Below are 16,813 nucleotides of genomic sequence, written 5' to 3' on the forward strand. Positions count from 1 at the left end.
CGACGCACGCAAGCGAACAAGGCCCGGGGAGAGCGTTCCACCCGGGTTCTTGTTCGCGCCGGAACCGCCGCTCTTTCAGTCCGCGCGTGCCTCAAAGCCAAGCGCACAAGGAGTGCATGAACGCATGACCTTGACCCATCAGGAAATTCAAGATCAGCTGCCCTCAGGCTGGACAGGGAGCGTCTCGGGTATTTCCCGCGACTTTACTTTCGAATCGTACGAAGCGGGGGTCGCGTTTGCCGTGCACCTGGCACTCATGGCGCAGCGGGCCAATCATCACCCGGACACGCTGACGATCGGGTGGAAGACCGTACGGGTGACGTACACGACCCACTCTGAGGGTGGGGTCACCGGGCGAGACATTGCGGCCGCCCGGAAAGTGAACACGGTCATTCCTTGACGGTCATGACGCACTCAACCGGCGTTTCGTCTGGGCGTTAAAATCTTCTGGCATGTCAGGGATACCCCGCTACGCTTTTGAACAGACCATCACCGTGCAACCTCAGGACGTCGATGAACTGGGGCACGTCAACAACGCCGTTTACTTACAGTATTTCGAGAGCTGCGCCCGCGCCCATGCGGACACCGTCGGGGCGACCCTCGAATTCATGCGTGCGCAAGGTGTCGTGCCAGTGGCGCGCAAGCATGTCATCACCTACCACCGCCCTGCCTTTGGCGGTGAGCGGCTGCTGGTGCAGACGCGCATCGTCAAGTCGGCGGGAGTGCGGGCGCGGCGTCACAACGAAGTTCGCCGGGCGGAAAGTGGCGAACTGCTGGTCGAGATGGAGACCGAATGGGTGTGGGTGGACGCTGAGCGCGGTCGACCAAAAGCCGTGACCGCCCCTATCAACGCGGCGTTCGGCTGGTCAGAAGGTCAGGAGCGCGGATCTTGAGTGGCTGGTCGGTGCGCCGGGCCGAACCGGATGACGCCCCGATCATCGCCCGGCACCGCTATGAAGCGGATGGCCCGCAGGCGTCACCGTACGAGGCGTGGGTGCACTCCGCGCTGGAGCGCGGCCTCTACCTGGGCTGGCTGGCCGAAACCGAAGGAAAAGGAAACGTGATAGGAGGCGCCGGGCTGACCTTGCTCGAATGGGGCCCGACACGCCTGAGCGCCAACCCCTGGCGGGCGCGGGTCGTAAACGTCTTTACCGAGCCCGACTGGCGTCGGCTTGGTCTGGGCAGACAGTTGCTCAAGCTCTGCCTGACCGAAGCAGATGACCGCGGGATTCGTGAGGTCAGCCTGGGCGCCACCCTGCTGGGCCGCGCCTTGTACGAGCAGTTGGGTTTCCGGCTGGCCGAGAGCGAAATGCGCCGCACAGGTCCGTTGTCTCCCTGAGCCATCCGCTCCCAACACCTCAGGTTACGGCGCTCGCCTGACCGGCGAAGTGGCGGTACTGGCCGGAGTCGAGCAGCTCGCGCAGCACACGCACCGTCTGGTCGAGTTCGTCTTCGCTGTTGTAAAGCGCGACGGGCGCGAGACGCAGGATGTCCGGTTCGCGAAAATCGGGCACAATGCCGCGTTCACGCAAGGCCAGGCTGAGCATTCTTGCTTCGGGATGGACCAGCGCCACGTGCCCTCCCCGCTGGGCCGGCTCGCGAGGGGTCACCAGGATAAATTCGGGCAATTCCCGCGCACAGCGCTCGATAAGGTAAGCGGTCAATTCAAGTGATCGAGCCCGGATCGCGTCGATGCCCAGTTCGTCGAACGTTTCCAGCGCGCCTTCGAGGGCGCTGAGCGCCAGGATGCTGGGCGTGGCGATCTGGTATGCTCCTGCGCCCTCGGCGGGGTGGAAATGAGGGCGCATTTCGAACTGGGTCCGCTTGTCATGGCCCCACCAGCCGGCCAGACCGGGCACCAGACCGGCGTGCCGCTCGTGTACGAACAACCCGCCTGGCGCGCCGGGGCCGGCGTTGACGTACTTGTAATGGCACCACACTGCAAAGTCCACGTTGTCTTCGTGAAAGGCGTGTGGCAGGCACCCCACCGAATGTGCCGCGTCCCAGCCAATGACGACTCCACGCTCGCGCGCTGCCCGGGTAATGCTGCGCACCGGCAACAACTGGCCACTGCGGTACAGCACGGTCGGCAACAGTGCCAGCGCCACGTCGTCCTTCAAGGCGCTCAGTACATCCTCTTCAAGAAGCGTGCGACCATCACGCGAGGGAATCAGCCGCAGTTCTGCTCCGGCACGGTCCGCCCAGGAACGCAGGGCGTACAGGTCGCTGGGGAAATCCAGCTCGGTGGCGACCAGGTGACGCTTCGCGCCGTCTGGCCGGTAGAACGTGGCCAGCAAGGCGTGCAGGTTGACCGTGATGGAACCGGTGGCGATCACCTCGGCGGGCCGGGCGCCCACCAGGCGCGCGATGGACGGTGAGAGCGATTCGGAAAGTGCGAACCAGTGTTCCCAGCCACTCACTGCCTCGTGTTCCCATTCCTCCAGGCGCGTCAGAACACGCGCCCGCGCCGCTTTGGGCATCAAGCCAAGAGAATTGCCGTCAAGGTAGATTTGACCGCTGGGATAAGCGAAGGCGCCGCGCTTCATGGCAGCTCCCGCAGAATCGCGCGGGCGGGCGCGCCGTCTGCCTCTGCCAGGGCCAACGGCAGACAGATGAGTTCGTAGTCTCCTTCTGAAACACCTTCGAGGTTCAATCCCTCCAGAATATACATTCCGGTCTCCCGAAAAGCCATGTGCGCGTCCAGGGTTTTGCTGGTCAGGGGATCCACGCTGGGCGCGTCAGTTCCCACCAGGCGCACACCGCGTGCGTGCAGGGCGCGGACCAGCTGGGGGGAAAGGGCACTGAAGTCGGTGGGAAACTCGGCCCAGTGGGCGCGTTGCCCGGTATAGAACAGTACGCGTTCAGGCAGATGGGTCTGCTGTTCCAGCACGCTTTCCGGTACCAGCTCGAAGCCCGGCGCGTGCACCACCCGGCAGCGCCCTATATATACCTCCAGCGGAATCTGATGCAGCTTCCGGCCTTTGTCATCGTAGTGAAAGGGTGCGTCCACGTGGGTCGCAGTATGGGTGCTGGTCGAAAGCAGGGCCGTATTGACGCTGTCACCCCGCGCAATGCGCAGTCGAGGTTCGAGCAGGTAAGGTTCGTCTCCTGGCCAGTTGGGGTGGCCTGGGGTGAGGCTTCGGCTGATGTCGCGCATGATGACAGTGTACCGGGCCACCCACCTGGGGCGGTCACCGGCGGGGCGCCGACGGAGTCGACGCGGCGTCAGCGCATCATCGCAAGCCGCAGAAACGCGTCGCGTGACAGGGACGCGTCGTCGGCCACGGCCCGCTCGACCGACCAGCCCAGCTCGGCGACAATCGCATGCAGCAGGGCAGGCGAGTCGTGCGGCAATATCACCGCATCGGCGGGCGTTTCCATCAGGGCGGCCAGCGACAACCGCTCCACTTCGGACAGCACGATCTCGACGCCTCGTGCGCGCAGGGCGTGCAGCGCACTTCGGGCGTGTCCGCCCCAGGGCGCCGCCGAAAAAACGAGCTGTAAGGTTCCCCCGCCCATTCGCACGGCAGCTTCCGCTGCCAGGATTGCTGCCAGGGCGTGCTGAAGTTCGGACAACGCAGAGGCGGGACGCAGGCGCGTGAGACCGGGAGCGTGGGTTTGCGCGGCGACGTGAGACAGCAGCCACAGATCGACCTCCAGGGCGTGCGCGGTGGTCAGTCCCGCCTGGGGCGCCAATGAAGCAGCCTGACCAGGAAGTCCGGCGCGTACCTCGGCACCGACCAGGCGGCCATCGAGTCGCAGGGGCAGGTAATGGGTCTGCAGCGCTCCTTCGCGCAGCACGCTTGTCAGCGCCTGCCCCAGTGCCTGCTCGTTGCGGCGTTCACGTTCCAGCACGTCATCATAAAGACGCGTAGCGACCTGTCCATCTCTCTTGGCGCGGTACATGGCGGCGTCGGCCTGCGCCAGCGCGTCACCGGCACTGCGGTGACGTGCGCCGAGCTGCACGCCGCCGATGGTGAAGCTGGCCTGCAGCCGGTGTGCTCCCAGGTCGATGGGAGGTACAAACGCGGCATGTACCCGGCGCGCGGCGTCCAACAGCGTCTGCTCGCCATGACCGGGAATAAGCGCAGCGAATTCGTCGCCGCCGTACCGGCCAAGCAGCACATCACGGCCTAGTGTTTCACGCAGCCTGGCAGCGACGCAGGCCACCAGAACGTCACCTACCGCGTGTCCGTACATATCGTTGGTCTGCCGAAAGCGGTTCAGATCGAGAAACAACAGACCGGCCTGCCGGTGGCCGGAGCGAACCTCCGCCAACACCTCCTCGAGTTGCTCGATCAGCAGAACGCGGTTGGGCAGACCGGTGAGTGGATCTTGATACGCGCCTCGCCGCAGACGGGCTTCACGCTCGTGCTGCTCCGTGAGGTCGATTTGTGCGCCGCCCAGGCTCGGCTGGTTGCCCGTGCCCTGAGCGGCGCCGGTGAGCCGCAACCAACGCTGCTGAGGACCGCTCATCGTGCGGTAGGTAACGTCGAGGCGCGCTCCATTGGACACTGTGCGAAGTGCCGCGTGAACTTCCGCGCGGTCCTCTGGGTGAACCTGCAGCAGCCACTCGGGCAGGCTGGCCGGGCTGGCCCGGAGCTGTTCGCGAAATGCCTGGTTGGTACTCAGGCTGTCGTGTGTACCCAGCATCCACAAGCCGTGCCCGCCACGTTCGGAGGCGTCAAGCCAGGGTGGATTGGTCGCGTGATTCAAACGTCCTCCGTATCAGACGGGTCAGAACACTCGTGATGCACGGACAGTCTAGCGCATCATGAGGAAAGGAACGCGCTTGGGTGAGCCTCCTGCTCTTTACTTCAGTTCAGATGAAGGGCAAAAAGTGCAGTGCGGCCACGCATGCCGGTCACGCACTGCCGAGGGGAAGCCTCGTGGTGTGTTTCTCCTGTTTGGCGGCAATGGTGCTGTTGGTGTTGCTGACCTCTGGCATGGCGGCCAGCACGTCGATCAAAAAGCGCTGGTACGTGGTCAAATCAGGCACCACGACCTTGAGCAGAAAGTCGTACTCGCCAAGACAGAAGTAACACTCCAGCACTTCCTGCTGGGCACGCATTTTCTCGGCGAAGGTCGTGAAGGCAGATTTGGTCTGCTTGTCGAGGGTGACGTGCACGAACACCGTGAGATCGCGTCCGACTTTCTGGGCATCCAGCAATGCCACGTATCCGGTAATGAAGCCCTCGTCTTCGAGCCGCTTGACCCGGCGCAGACACGGCGCCGGTGTCAGTCCGACTTCATCGGCAAGTTCAGTGTTGGCAATCCGGCCTCTCTCCTGCAATACCTGCAGAATTTGACGGTCAGTCTCGTCGAGCTGATATTGGGCCATATCTCTATGAATTATGCGCCTTTCGCGCAACACGATTGCCAACATCGACAAAAAATCAGAGTGAAACGCAATCCTAACAAACGCATGTTTTGTTACCATACGTACACCACAGCAAACCGCACCGCACAGGCGAAGGCGGGTTCTTCAGGAGGAACGCTCATGCATATCGGACTACCGAAAGAAATCAAGGTCAAGGAAAACCGCGTTGCGCTCACACCGGGAGGCGTCGCCACCCTCGTTCGGCGAGGCCACAGCGTCACCGTGGAACGCTCCGCAGGCGTCGGCTCGGGCTTTGCCGACGGTGAGTACGAAGCTGCGGGCGCGCGGCTGGGCAGTGCCGCCGACGCCTGGGCCGCCCAGATGGTCGTGAAGGTCAAAGAGCCCATCGCCAGCGAATACCCGTACCTGCGCCCCGACCTGCTGCTCTTCACCTACCTGCACCTGGCCGCCGACCGGCCACTCACCGAGGCGTTGCTGCAAAGCGGTACCACCGGCGTCGCGTACGAAACCGTGCAAAGCGACGACGGCGCGCTGCCCCTGCTCACCCCCATGAGCGAGGTGGCGGGCCGTCTGGCCGTGCAGGCCGGCGCGTACTACCTCCAGAAACCCAACGGTGGACGGGGCGTGCTGCTGGGCGGCGTGCCCGGCGTGCAGCCGGGCCACGTGGTCGTCATCGGCGGGGGTGTCGTGGGCACCAACGCTGCCAAGATGGCCATGGGGCTCGGTGCGCGCGTCACCGTCCTCGACGTGAGCCAGAAACGCCTGGCATACCTCGACGATGTGTTCTTCGGCCGCCTCACCACCATGATGAGCAGTGAGGCCAACATCCGCGCGCTGCTTCCGGACGCCGACCTGGTGATCGGCGGCGTGCTGATCCCCGGGGCCAAGGCGCCGCACCTCGTCACGCGCGACATGCTCGCGAGCATGCAGGAAGGCAGCGTCATCGTGGACGTCGCAGTGGACCAGGGTGGCTGCGTCGAGACCATTCACGCCACCACCCACGACGAGCCGGTCTACACGGTCGACGGTGTGGTGCATTACGGTGTCGCCAACATGCCGGGGGCCGTTCCGCGTACCAGCACGTTCGCACTGACGAACGCCACCTTTCCGTTCGTCTCGCAGCTGGCCGATCAGGGCATTGACGCCCTGGCGCGCAACGTCGCCCTGCGCAAGGGCCTCAACACCAAGGGTGGGCAACTGACCTACGCCGGTGTGGGCGAAGCGTTCGGGCTGAGCAGCGTCGCTCCTGAAGCCGCGTTGGCCTGAACGCGAGCCAGGAACGCAGAAGATGCCGTGACTTTGGGTCGCGGCATCTTTCTGCTGAAAAACCAGGCTTTCTGCTGAAAAAGCAGGCCTGTCGGGTATTTTGCACGTCGTGCGGGCCTGCGCAAGGCAGAATCACCGATCCACGGGCGGCACGATCAAAGGTGACGCGGCGATGTTACGCTGCGGCCATGACGACGGAGCACGCCTGGATGCTCGAACTGCCTGTTCCCAAACACGACCGCACCACGGAAACCGCCTTTGCTGCGGCGCTGCGCTCCCGTGATGCCCGGCTGCTGCCGGCCGACGTGCCCCGATGGCACTTTCTGGAGTGGCTCGTGGGGCAGGGGTGGCTGCTTCATGGCTCGAACCATCCGGACATAACACGTTTCGAACCACGAACGCCCGTGGATCTGAGCCCGGACGAGTTCAGCAAGCGCACCGCCGTCTTTGCCGCGTCAGATGGCGTATGGGCGATGATGTACGCCCTGACCGACCGGGCCCGCGTGAGGCGCATCCTGAATATGGCCCTGCGGGTGCGCCAGGAGAACAGATGGTCCGAGCAGCGCTATTTTTTGTCCCTGGCGCCGCACGATCACGCGGTCACGGAAGGCATAGACCTGCTGCGTCACGGCAGCGTGTATGTTCTCTCGTCTGCGGGGTTCGAACGGATGCCGCCATACGAGTGGCCTGCTTTGGGCGAGGTCATGGAGCCGCATTGGGCGAGCCCGTCGGCAGTGGCGCCGCTCATGCGGGTGGACGTATCACCGACCGATTTCCTGCTTCCCGTGCGTATGCACGACGCCGGGCGCGTGGACAGGCTGTGCCAATCCGATCCATGGGGCTTTCCGTGGCTGGAGTCTGCCAGTGGGCGATCCGGGAATTGACCGCTTCCCCCGAAGCCTTCGCTCGCCGTATTACCGACTGACTGCTGGAGGCAGGCTGAGGGCGGGCTCCTCCACTTGCCCCTCTTCGGGGGGCAGCCCTCGCAGTTCACGCAACAGCGGGCCCCACTTGGGATGACGTTCCAGCAGTGCCTGCAAGGTCAGCCATTCGTATTCAAGCTGCCGAAGCTGTTCTGCACGTGAGGCATGAAGCATGCATGGAGCTTACGTGAAGATCCGCAAAAGTGGCTCAAATCGGCTGATTGTGGCGTCAGATTCACAAAAGAGGCAGGACGCCTCGTGAAGGCGAAGGAAAACCCAGCCTCAGGCGCAACCCCGGCAAACCGACAAGAAAGGACCCCCCACCTTTTCGTATACTGGTGTACAGCTTTGGAGGCAACCTCTTGAACGGACACATCACCATCACCGAGGCGGCGCTCGCCTCGCTTATCGGCCTGACGGCGCACGAGGTGCCCGGCGTGGTCGGCATGTCTCCCGCCAACGTGCGCGAAGGCATTCTCAAGGTTCTGGGGCGCGCCCAGGCGCGCGAGGGTGTGGTCATTTCACGCGACGACGGCCGGTACAGCGCCGAGCTGTACGTCGTGGTGGCCTACGGCGTCAGCATTCCCACCGTCGCGCGCAACATCACCGAACGCGTCGAGCACGCGGCCAAAACCCAGGCTGGCATCGAACTGGCCCGCACACGCGTGCACGCCGTGGGGGTGCGCCATGTCTAACCTCACCAGTGCACAGATCGCCGCGAGCCTGCGCTACGCCACCGACTGGCTGGGTGTGTACCGCGAGCAGGTCAATGCCCTGAACGTCTACCCCGTTCCCGACGGCGACACGGGCACCAACATGCACCTCACGATGCAGAGCGTGCGCAGAGAGCTTGATACCTGTGACGAAAACAGTATGCCCAGCGTCGCCCGCGCCATCAGCTATGGCGCGCTGCTGGGTGCCCGTGGCAACAGCGGGGTGATTCTCTCGCAACTGCTCAAGGGGTTCGCCGAAGCCATCCGCGACCTGAAAGACGTCAGCGCCGCGCAACTCGTGCACGCCCTGAACGCGGCGCAGAAAAGCGGCTACAGCGCCGTCATGAAGCCTGTTGAGGGCACCATCCTGACCGTGGCACGCGAAGCGGCCGCAGGTGCCCGGGGTGGCAGCGCGCGGGAAGTGCTCGAAAGCGCGCTGCGCGCCGGGCACGAGGCGCTGCAGAAAACTCCCGACCAGCTGCCCGCCCTGAAGCAGGCCGGCGTGGTCGATTCCGGCGGGCAAGGCTACCTGTACGTACTGGAGGGAATGCTTGGCAGCTTGCTCGGCACGCCCCTTCCGGCTGCACCCACCGTCGAAAGTTACGCGGGCGAGCAATTTGAAACCGAGGAATTCGGCTACTGCACCGAATTCCTGATGTCAGACGCCACACTGCCCATCGAGCAGATTCGCGAACTGGTCACTCCCTTCGGGGACAGCCTGCTGGTCGTGGGCGCCGAAGGGTACGTCAAGGGACACATTCACACCAACGAGCCCGACGACCTGCTCGCCACCGTTGGCCGCCACGGTAAGATGCTGCGCACCAAAGTCGAGGACATGAGCGAGCAGCACACCGAAATTCTGGCAATGGCAGGTGCAGCAGCCCGCGCCGAGGACGAAATGCCCGAATCCGGGCTGGTGGCCGTCGCCAGCGGGTACGGCCTGACCAAGCTCTTCCGCAGCCTGGGGGCGCGTATCGTATCCGGCGGGCAGACCCAGAATCCCAGCGTACAGGATATCGTTGACGCCGTGCGCAGCGTCAGTGCCCGGCGCGTGATCATCTTGCCGAACAACAAGAACATCCTGCTGGCCGCCGGCAAAGCGCAGGAGATTCTGGGCGAGAACGCCCTTGTGGTGCCCACGCGCACGTTGGGTCAGGGTGTGGGCGCCGCCCTGGCCTTTCAGGCCGGCGTACCCGCTGAAGAGCTGCTGACGGGAATGCAGGAGGCCGCCTCGAATGTCACGACGTTCGAAGTGACACGCGCCTCACGCTCCACCCGGATCGGTGAACTCGACATCACGCAAGGAGACGTCATCGGCTTGCGGGACGACGAACTTGTTCACGTGGGTGGCTCGCCAGAGGACGCGGTGGTGACCATGCTGCAAGCGGCCTACGACGGTCAGGAAATCCTGACCGTCTTCCCCGGGCCTGCTGTCACGCCCGAGGCACTTTCGGCGCTGACCAGCCGTCTTGAGGAAACGTTCGTGGATCTGGAACTGGAAGTGCACCAAGGTGGGCCCGATCTGTACGACTACCTTGTCACCCTCGAATAACGCAGCCGACCAGGGTGAGAAGCCGTGTGAAACGCATCGGCTTCTCACCCTTTGTGGTCAAGGTGAAATGAACGTGATCGAACCCCGCACCATACCCGTCGCAGCCCAGATCGCCCCGGACGCCCGGAGCGCTCAATTCATCACCTGGGATTCCAGGCAGGTGGGTCCGCAAACTGCCTTCGCCGCCCTGAGCGGCGAGAAGACACACGGAAACGCTTTTGTCATGCAGGCCCTCGAGCAGGGGGCTCCGTTCGTACTGACCGACCTCGATGTACCGCGCGCCGTACGGGTCGCCGACGCCACGTCTGCCCTGCGCGCCTGGGGCAGGGCGGCGCGCACGCAAGCGAACAGACCGGTCATCGGCATCACCGGCTCAGTCGGCAAGACGACTGCCAAAGCCTATGTAGGCGCCGCGCTGCAGGGCCGTTTCATGCCGGTCTTCAACACCTTGAACGCCATCGCCTGTTTTCTGCTCGTAGAGGCGGGCAACCCGGTGGAGCGCACGCCCCTGGTCATCGAGCTGGGCATCGATCGCGTGGGTGAAATGGATGAACTGATGCAGTTGGTGTCACCGGATGTGGGTGTCGTGACGTCGGTGGGCGAAGCGCACCTGGAAGCCTTCGGCAGCCGTGAAGTCATCGCCCGTGAAAAGGGAGGTGTGCTGCGCGCGCCCCATGCCCTGGTGGGACTGCAGGCCAGCTCCTGGTACCCTGGCGTTCCCACCTACGGCTTCGAAGGCGCCTCGTACGCGGGTGAGCGGCTCCGCCTCTCGCCGGAAGGAGCGCATTTCACCTTTCAGGGTACACCGGTCGAACTGCCCGGCGCGAGTCGCCCGCAGGCCGAAGCCGCAGTTCTGGGCCTGGCTTTGGCGTCGCGCTTCGGAATCGACATTGGGGCAGCGGCCAGGCGGCTCAGGGAGGCCGAAGTGCCAGCCGGCCGCTTCCGGATTCATCGCGGGATCCTTACCGTCATCGATGACACCTACAATGCCAGTCCACTGAGTGTCAAAGCGGCTCTGGACGCGCTTCACCAGTTTCCGGGCCGGCGAATCTCGGTGCTGGGCCGAATGCTGGAACTCGGACCCGACGAGCGGCGCCTGCACGCGGAGGTAGGAGACTATGCCCGGCAGCGCGCCGACCTCACCTTTGGCGTGGGCGCCTTCGCCGGCGAGCTGGGAGACCGGGCTTATGGGACGTCGCACGAGCTGGAGCAGGCCCTGCTCCGCGAGGTCAGAAGCGGTGACGTCGTGCTGGTGAAGGCTTCGCGCGGAATCAGCTTCTCGCCCCAGGAGCGTGCCCGACAGGGCGTTGGGCTGGAAAGCGTCGTGCACACGCTGCTTGACGCACACAAGGACGACCGTGCCCCGTCTTGAACTGCTGTGCGCCGTGGTGCTGTTGCTGCTCAGCGCCTGCGCGCCCCGAACCGTCGGGACCGTCACGGTGGCCCGTCCTGACGCCTTCAGCGCCGCCTTCTCACCGCGAGGCGTGCTCTGGGTTACGGGCGGAACCGCGTTTCTGGCGCGCGCTCCTCAGTTTCGTGTCGAGAAGCTCGCGACGCCCGTCCCGGTGGCTGACGTGGCCTGGCACGATGGTGACGCCTGGGCGGCCCTGCCCAGCGTGGCCCTGGTCGTGCGGCTCACCGGAACCGGCGGCAGCCTGCAGGCGGGAGTGGCCGTCAAGCTGAGTGAATCCCGGATCTACCGCGAGGACGGAACGGCGCTCACATACAGCGGCGAAAGTACGGCCGGGCTGACGGGCGCACCCGACGCCGTCGTCACCGGCGGTGACGGCCTGGACTACGCTTTGCAAGGTGAGCGGCTGTACCGTATCGGGCGTGAGCGCAGTCTCGTCGGAGCGTCGCAGGGTGGGCCGTTCCTGACCCCGTCCCCGGGCGGCGTGCTGGTCTCCTCGGTTCCCTCGGCGGTGACGCGCGATTTCACGTATCAGCTTCACGACGGACAACTGCTGCGACAGGACGCCTCGCGCACGGTTCGGGGCGCGGTGCCCCATTTACCCGGCCGGGTGGGCCTGGTGGGTGACCTGGTGGTCACGGTGACCCGCGAAGGACAGGTGCGGGTGTTCAGGTACGATCTGACAGAGGTCAAGCCATAGTGTGTATTCCGTTTCGTTCGCTTCCCTTCTCCCTTCGCCCTTATCAGCCCGCCCTTACGCTCTCCGCAGGTGGACGTGGCCCATGCTGATATCCATCTTCTTGTCGTGGTTTCTCGTCGGTCTCTTCGTTCGAATCTCCAAGCAGCGCGGCTGGGGGCAGCGGGTGCGGCGTGACGGACCGCAGACGCACCTGTCCAAGGAAGGCACGCCCACTGCCGGCGGCGTCGGTTTCGTGGTGGCGCTGCTGCTGGTCTGGGTGCTGCTGTACGCGCGCGATCCCGATCCCAAAGAAGTGGTGGTGGTGCTCGCCGCGCTCGCCATGGGCGTCATCGGCCTGATCGATGATGTGCTCAAAATCCGCTCGCGTATGTTTGGCGGCAAGTCCGAATTGATGGCGCGCGAGAAGTTTCCATTGCAGATTCTGGTCGGGGCCGTCTTCGGGTATTTTGCCTGGCGGCTGGCTCCGGCCCTTCCGCCGGGTCTCGGGCCCTGGTTCGACATTCCCCTGTACACCATCGTGATGGCCGGCGCCGTCAACGCCTTCAATTTCACCGATGGCCTCGACGGGTTGCTGTCGGGAGTGGCGATCATCGTGCTGCTGCCATTGATCGCGCTGCAGGCGTCGCCGCTGGCCGCCTTGATGGTGGGCGCGCTGCTGGGCTTTCTGTGGTTCAATGCCCACCCGGCCAAAGTGTTCATGGGCGACATGGGTTCGCACGCCATCGGTGCGCTCACGGCGGGCGCCTACGTGCTCAACGATGCCGGCAACCTTACCTGGCTGCTGCCACTCGTTGCCGTCATTCCGGTGACGGCCCTGCTGAGCGTGGTCATTCAGGTGGTGTATTTCCGCCGCACCGGCGGCAAACGCTTTTTCCGCATGACGCCGATTCAGCATCACTTCGAGTTGTCCGGCTGGCCGGAAACGCAGGTCACCCTGCGCTTCTGGCTGGTGACGGCAGTCACCACCACGCTCGCCTGGTACCTGCTGGGCGCCCGACCCTAGTCGCTCGCTATACGGCGCGGGCAGTGGGACCAAGTGTCCCACTGCCCGCGCCGTGTTCGTCACACCGCAGGCCGGTGTCCGAATCTCCCCCTATCACCCGGCTTCACCGCCCTGTACGCTGTCTGCAACGCCATGACCCCGCCTTCAGACTCCTCGCACGGCAGCACACCTTCTCTTTTGATTTACGGCCTTGGGCGCAGCGGACGCGCCGTGGCCCGGTTTCTGGCACGTGACGGCCTGAGCGCCAACTGGCATGACGCCTCTCCGTCCGCGGAAGACCTCACCCTGGTAGATTCGCTGGGCTTTGCGCGTGGGAACCTGCACACGCCGTACCGCACCGTCATTGCGGCGCCCGGGGTACCAATCGACCATCCGGATCTGCAGGCCTTGCGTCAGCGGGGCGCAGAAGTCATCGGCGAAGTCGAGCTGGCCTTTCGGTCACGCCGGACGCCCATCATCGGCGTGACCGGCACGGCCGGCAAGGGGGGAACCTCCAGCCTGATCACCCAACTGCTGTGCGCCCTGGGATTTGATGCACAGCTCGGCGGAAATTTCGATCCACCGCTGCTCGACGTCATCGGCGCCGAGGTTGCCGTGGCCGAACTGTCGAGCTTTCAGCTGGAGCGCGTCGACCGGTTTCGCCCGGAAATTGCGGTGATCACCAACCTCGGCGTGGACCACCTCGATCGTCACGGCAGCGTCGGGGCCTACCATGAGGCCAAGAAGAACATCACCCGGGCACAGGATGTCCACGACACGCTGATCGTTCCGCAGGGGCTCACCCTGACCTCCAGGGCGCAGGTTCGGTATTTCTCAGCTCACACGGTCAGTCTCAGTGGGGGCAAACAGGTCCTTGCCCCAGCGGAATTGCCCGAGGGACACCATCCCGCGAACGCGGCCGCGGCGGTGCTGGCAGTCGAGGCGTTCCTGAAGCGACGTGGTCTGCCGGTGCCTGTGGCCGATCTGAAAGGGGCCCTCCTTGCCGCACAGCCGGTCGCCGGGCGTTTCGAGACGGTGGCCCGCCTGGGAGGGCTGCGATTCATCGACGACTCGATCGCGACGCGGACCCTCGCGGTACAGGCAGCCCTGGAGCGCGCTCCGGCGCCCGTGGTGTGGTTAGTTGGTGGCCGGGACAAGGGAGCGGACCTGCGGGCGCTCGAAGAGGTGGTGGCGCGCAAGGTACAGCACATCGTCGCCTTTGGAGAAGACGGACCAAAATTCGCCGCGCACTTTGGCAAGCCCACCACGACCGTCCGGGCCCAAAACGGCACCGAGGTGATGCGGGAAGCCGTTCAGGCTGCCACGCAGGTGATCGAGGGAGGCGAGGGCAGCGTCCTGCTCGCCCCGATTGGCACCAGCTTCGACCTCTACACCGACTACAAGGTGCGCGGCAAGGCGTTCGCGGAGGCGGCCCGTGACTGGACGAGGAATGTCGTGCCACAAGGCCTCCATGCGCAGCAGAACGGTCAGACCGTGGAGGAGCAGCGATGAGCCTCAACCTGGTGATCGCGCAGTGCCTGCTGCTGATGCTGGGCCTGATTGGCGTCGCCACCGCCGAACCGAACATGGTGCCGGACCACGCCACAAAGATTCTGATTGCCCTGGCCCTGACCTTCGTTTTATCGCGGCTGCGTCCCAAAGCCTTCCTGAAGCTCGCCACACCCTTCTGGATATTTTCGCTGGCGCTGCTGGCGCTGGTGCTGTTTATCGGGGTGGGCGGGGAGTGGGGCGGTGGGCGGCGCTGGCTTGACTTTGGCGGGCCGGTGCGCTTTCAGCCCTCCGAGTTCGCCAAGCTGGCGCTGGTGCTGCAGCTCGCCTCGTTTTTCGCGCGGCGCGGGCCGGGCAAGAAACTGCTGAGCGCCACCATGATGATCGTGACGACCACGCTGCTGGTGCTGCTCGAACCCGACCTCGGCACGACGGTGCTGGTGTTCTCCCTCGGCATCGTGCTGATGTACGCCGCCGGGGTGCGCTTCACTTCTATCGGCCTGATCCTGGCGGCCCTGACCCTTTTCGCCCTGCCGTTCGCGTCGATTTACCTCGAGAAGAACCCGTACATTCTTGAGCGTATCCGCGGACACCAGGAATCCAAAATAGACGCCCGGCCCGAAGGCGCCACCCAGATCGACCTGGCACACCGGGACATGCGTGACGGGGGCGTCTATGGACAGGGACCGGACGCGCCCAAATACTACCTGCCTGCCGGACACACCGACATGGTGATTGCCTCGGTGGGCTTCTCGACGGGGCTGCTGGGGGTGGCGACCATCATCTTCGCGTACTGGCTGATTGTGCAAAGCGGTCTGTCCGCCGCCGAGTGGGCGTCGCGCATCCGTCCGCTGACGCCGGAACTGCACGGCGCGAGCATCATGGCCACCGGAGCGATGTTCATGATCGTCGGACAGGCCTTCGTAAATCTCGCGGTCGCCGTGGGAGTCTTTCCGGTCACGGGCGTGCCGTTGCCGCTCGTCAGCTATGGTTTTTCCTCGTTGCTGGCCAAGAGCGTCGCCTTTGCCGTAATGCACTCGGCCCTGCGTGAAGTTCACCGCCACCTGCCCGGCAAGACTCCCGAGACCATTCCGGCGGCGGGTGACTGACCGGGTGCCCTGGTGTGACGAGCCCTGGTCACGGTGCCCGCTCGTATGAATACGCTGTGGGGCGCCACTCCTGATATTTCTCGGACAGGCTTCAAAAAGACACTAGACTGTGGCGCGTGAGCGAGGCCCAGCATTTTCTCTCCGGAGCACCCGCTCCCTCTTCTTCTCGTGGTGCGGTGGTGTTGGCGGCCGGTGGCACCGGCGGTCACATTTACCCGGCGATCGCCACTGCCCAGGAATTACGCCAGCGTGGCTACCACCCCGTGCTGCTCGGGCAGCGCGGCGGTATGGAAGAGCGCATCGCCGCCGACTCCCGGCTGGAATTCGTGGGCGTCTCGGCTGGAAAGTTCGCGCGGACCCGACCTGACCCACGCGAACTGTGGCGCGCGGCGCGCGGCTTTTGGGAAGCCAGGCGTTACCTCGCAGGGACGCGTCCGGTTTGCGTGGTCGGCTATGGTGGCTTTGCCAGCCTGCCCGGCGTAATGAGCGGGCAAAGCCTGGGGATTCCGACCGTCCTGCACGAGCAGAACGCCCGGCTGGGGCTGACGCAGCGTCTGGCCCTGCGCCGCGCCCATACGGTCGCTACCGCCTACCCGGAGGTCAAAGGGCTGCCCACTGGACGCGGCACCCTGGTCGGCATGCCGGTGCGCGAAGAGCGCATGGAACGCGCCGACGCCCTGCGCGAACTGGGCTTGCAGGACGGTCCTCTGACCATTTACGTCACCGGGGGTTCTCAGGGCAGCCAGGCACTCAACGACGCCGTTCCGAGCGTACTGCGCCATCTCTTTGGTGACGAGGGCCTGTGGCACAGCGGCAGTGTCCAGGTGATGCACTCGACCGGCCTGCGCTGGGTTCGTGAAGTCAGTGGACGGGTACACGGCATCGAGTGGTACAAGACGAGCGGCTTCGTCAATGCCGTCGCGGCCTGGTCCGCCGCCGACCTCGCCATCACGCGCGCCGGCACGGGCACGCTCGCAGAAGCGGCTTTTCACGGGGTGCCGCTGATCATGGTGCCGCTTCCGACCAGCGCCGAAAACCATCAGTTCTACAACGCCCGGTCCGTCGAAGAGGGCGGCGCCGGACGGCTGGTCGAGCAAAAGGACCTGCATCAGAACTTGGGCCGGGTCGTGCACGAGTGCCTGGATCACGACACCCGAAACGCCATGCGGGCACGGGCAGCAGCCCGCTCGCCGCAAGGTGCGGCCCAGCTGCTGGCAGACGCAGTCGAGCAGGCCCTGAGGGGCCGCGCGCGCAAGCACCGCTCTTCTCCCGCCGGGTCGTGAAAGCGAGTAGGCTAGAAAGGGCGG

At 64.9% G+C, this 16,813-nt stretch carries 18 protein-coding genes; 13 read left to right on the forward strand and 5 right to left on the reverse strand.

Translation table 11 applies throughout. From position 1 onward, the window contains the following. Positions 1-124: 124 nt before the first annotated feature. The 3 genes from DEIPE_RS00880 to DEIPE_RS00890 are packed head-to-tail and all read left to right on the forward strand — an operon-like array spanning position 125 to position 1,339. The gene (locus DEIPE_RS00880; protein WP_015234094.1) at positions 125-400 is read left to right on the forward strand and encodes a 4a-hydroxytetrahydrobiopterin dehydratase; all 276 of its coding nucleotides are present in this window, start codon (positions 125-127) and stop codon (positions 398-400) included. 52 nt (positions 401-452) lie between these two features. Continuing rightward, entirely contained in the window at positions 453-893 is a 441-nt protein-coding gene (locus DEIPE_RS00885) for an acyl-CoA thioesterase (RefSeq protein ID WP_015234095.1), read from the forward strand. Beyond that, complete coding sequence (locus tag DEIPE_RS00890) at positions 890-1,339, forward strand: GNAT family N-acetyltransferase (RefSeq protein ID WP_015234096.1); 450 nt, start codon at positions 890-892, stop codon at positions 1,337-1,339. Before DEIPE_RS00885 ends, DEIPE_RS00890 begins: the two co-directional genes overlap by 4 nt. Before the next feature lie 19 nt (positions 1,340-1,358). On the opposite strand, the gene kynU is transcribed toward DEIPE_RS00890, so the two are convergent. The 4 genes from kynU to DEIPE_RS00910 all read right to left on the reverse strand — a co-directional run bounded on the left by kynU (position 1,359) and on the right by DEIPE_RS00910 (position 5,341). After that, positions 1,359-2,546 carry a kynureninase gene (gene kynU, locus DEIPE_RS00895; protein WP_015234097.1) on the reverse strand — a complete coding sequence of 396 codons (1,188 nt, stop codon included), beginning with the start codon at positions 2,544-2,546 and terminating at the stop codon, positions 1,359-1,361. After that, positions 2,543-3,157, reverse strand: a complete 615-nt coding sequence (gene kynB / locus DEIPE_RS00900) for an arylformamidase (protein ID WP_015234098.1) — start codon at positions 3,155-3,157, stop codon at positions 2,543-2,545. The genes kynU and kynB overlap by 4 nt, the downstream gene beginning before the upstream one ends. Before the next feature lie 68 nt (positions 3,158-3,225). Continuing rightward, entirely contained in the window at positions 3,226-4,716 is a 1,491-nt protein-coding gene (locus tag DEIPE_RS00905; protein ID WP_015234099.1) for a diguanylate cyclase domain-containing protein, read from the reverse strand. Positions 4,717-4,864: 148 nt separating this feature from the next. Next, positions 4,865-5,341 carry an Lrp/AsnC family transcriptional regulator gene (locus tag DEIPE_RS00910; protein ID WP_041230614.1) on the reverse strand — a complete coding sequence of 159 codons (477 nt, stop codon included), beginning with the start codon at positions 5,339-5,341 and terminating at the stop codon, positions 4,865-4,867. Positions 5,342-5,500: 159 nt separating this feature from the next. Between DEIPE_RS00910 and ald the strand changes: the two genes are divergently transcribed. Both ald and DEIPE_RS00920 read left to right on the forward strand, forming a co-directional pair. Further along, on the forward strand, positions 5,501-6,607 hold the full coding sequence (ald, locus tag DEIPE_RS00915; RefSeq protein ID WP_015234101.1) for an alanine dehydrogenase: 1,107 nt from the start codon (positions 5,501-5,503) through the stop codon (positions 6,605-6,607). 188 nt (positions 6,608-6,795) lie between these two features. Continuing rightward, on the forward strand, positions 6,796-7,491 hold the full coding sequence (locus DEIPE_RS00920) for a hypothetical protein (RefSeq protein WP_157448721.1): 696 nt from the start codon (positions 6,796-6,798) through the stop codon (positions 7,489-7,491). A 30-nt stretch (positions 7,492-7,521) separates the two neighbouring features. Here the strand turns inward: DEIPE_RS00920 and DEIPE_RS00925 are convergent, their stop codons facing one another. Continuing rightward, positions 7,522-7,704 (reverse strand): hypothetical protein, encoded by a 183-nt coding sequence (locus DEIPE_RS00925; RefSeq protein WP_015234103.1) that lies wholly within the window; start codon positions 7,702-7,704, stop codon positions 7,522-7,524. Positions 7,705-7,892: 188 nt separating this feature from the next. Between DEIPE_RS00925 and DEIPE_RS00930 the strand changes: the two genes are divergently transcribed. From DEIPE_RS00930 to murG, 8 genes are all read left to right on the forward strand, one after another. Beyond that, the gene (locus tag DEIPE_RS00930; protein ID WP_015234104.1) at positions 7,893-8,225 is read left to right on the forward strand and encodes an Asp23/Gls24 family envelope stress response protein; all 333 of its coding nucleotides are present in this window, start codon (positions 7,893-7,895) and stop codon (positions 8,223-8,225) included. Next, complete coding sequence (locus tag DEIPE_RS00935; RefSeq protein ID WP_015234105.1) at positions 8,218-9,795, forward strand: DAK2 domain-containing protein; 1,578 nt, start codon at positions 8,218-8,220, stop codon at positions 9,793-9,795. The genes DEIPE_RS00930 and DEIPE_RS00935 overlap by 8 nt, the downstream gene beginning before the upstream one ends. 73 nt (positions 9,796-9,868) lie before the next feature. Further along, the gene (murF, locus tag DEIPE_RS00940) at positions 9,869-11,167 is read left to right on the forward strand and encodes a UDP-N-acetylmuramoyl-tripeptide--D-alanyl-D-alanine ligase (protein WP_041231038.1); all 1,299 of its coding nucleotides are present in this window, start codon (positions 9,869-9,871) and stop codon (positions 11,165-11,167) included. Further along, a complete protein-coding gene (locus tag DEIPE_RS00945; RefSeq protein WP_015234107.1) occupies positions 11,154-11,906 on the forward strand; it encodes a hypothetical protein in 753 nt (250 codons plus the stop codon). The genes murF and DEIPE_RS00945 overlap by 14 nt, the downstream gene beginning before the upstream one ends. Positions 11,907-11,988: 82 nt before the next feature. Continuing rightward, positions 11,989-12,909: a phospho-N-acetylmuramoyl-pentapeptide-transferase gene (locus DEIPE_RS00950; RefSeq protein WP_015234108.1), complete on the forward strand. Its 921-nt coding sequence runs from the start codon at positions 11,989-11,991 to the stop codon at positions 12,907-12,909. A gap of 132 nt (positions 12,910-13,041) precedes the next feature. After that, on the forward strand, positions 13,042-14,400 hold the full coding sequence (gene murD / locus DEIPE_RS00955) for a UDP-N-acetylmuramoyl-L-alanine--D-glutamate ligase (RefSeq protein WP_015234109.1): 1,359 nt from the start codon (positions 13,042-13,044) through the stop codon (positions 14,398-14,400). Continuing rightward, positions 14,397-15,506, forward strand: a complete 1,110-nt coding sequence (locus DEIPE_RS00960; RefSeq protein ID WP_015234110.1) for an FtsW/RodA/SpoVE family cell cycle protein — start codon at positions 14,397-14,399, stop codon at positions 15,504-15,506. Before murD ends, DEIPE_RS00960 begins: the two co-directional genes overlap by 4 nt. Before the next feature lie 116 nt (positions 15,507-15,622). Further along, positions 15,623-16,789, forward strand: a complete 1,167-nt coding sequence (gene murG, locus DEIPE_RS00965) for an undecaprenyldiphospho-muramoylpentapeptide beta-N-acetylglucosaminyltransferase (protein WP_281167998.1) — start codon at positions 15,623-15,625, stop codon at positions 16,787-16,789. Positions 16,790-16,813 lie beyond the last annotated feature (24 nt).

The sequence above is a fragment of the Deinococcus peraridilitoris DSM 19664 genome (assembly GCF_000317835.1).
Lineage (GTDB): Bacteria > Deinococcota > Deinococci > Deinococcales > Deinococcaceae > Deinococcus_A > Deinococcus_A peraridilitoris.

What these genes read in the sequence shown, in the direction of transcription:
- DEIPE_RS00880 (WP_015234094.1), top strand. Translation starts at nt 125, where the DNA reads ATGACCTTGACCCATCAGGAAATTCAAGATCAGCTGCCCTCAGGCTGG.
- murD (WP_015234109.1), top strand. Translation starts at nt 13,042, where the DNA reads ATGACCCCGCCTTCAGACTCCTCGCACGGCAGCACACCTTCTCTTTTG.
- ald (WP_015234101.1), top strand. Translation starts at nt 5,501, where the DNA reads ATGCATATCGGACTACCGAAAGAAATCAAGGTCAAGGAAAACCGCGTT.
- DEIPE_RS00885 (WP_015234095.1), top strand. Translation starts at nt 453, where the DNA reads ATGTCAGGGATACCCCGCTACGCTTTTGAACAGACCATCACCGTGCAA.
- DEIPE_RS00910 (WP_041230614.1), bottom strand. Translation starts at nt 5,341, where the DNA reads ATGGCCCAATATCAGCTCGACGAGACTGACCGTCAAATTCTGCAGGTA.
- kynB (WP_015234098.1), bottom strand. Translation starts at nt 3,157, where the DNA reads ATGCGCGACATCAGCCGAAGCCTCACCCCAGGCCACCCCAACTGGCCA.
- DEIPE_RS00925 (WP_015234103.1), bottom strand. Translation starts at nt 7,704, where the DNA reads ATGCTTCATGCCTCACGTGCAGAACAGCTTCGGCAGCTTGAATACGAA.
- DEIPE_RS00935 (WP_015234105.1), top strand. Translation starts at nt 8,218, where the DNA reads ATGTCTAACCTCACCAGTGCACAGATCGCCGCGAGCCTGCGCTACGCC.
- kynU (WP_015234097.1), bottom strand. Translation starts at nt 2,546, where the DNA reads ATGAAGCGCGGCGCCTTCGCTTATCCCAGCGGTCAAATCTACCTTGAC.
- DEIPE_RS00920 (WP_157448721.1), top strand. Translation starts at nt 6,796, where the DNA reads ATGACGACGGAGCACGCCTGGATGCTCGAACTGCCTGTTCCCAAACAC.
- DEIPE_RS00960 (WP_015234110.1), top strand. Translation starts at nt 14,397, where the DNA reads ATGAGCCTCAACCTGGTGATCGCGCAGTGCCTGCTGCTGATGCTGGGC.
- DEIPE_RS00950 (WP_015234108.1), top strand. Translation starts at nt 11,989, where the DNA reads ATGCTGATATCCATCTTCTTGTCGTGGTTTCTCGTCGGTCTCTTCGTT.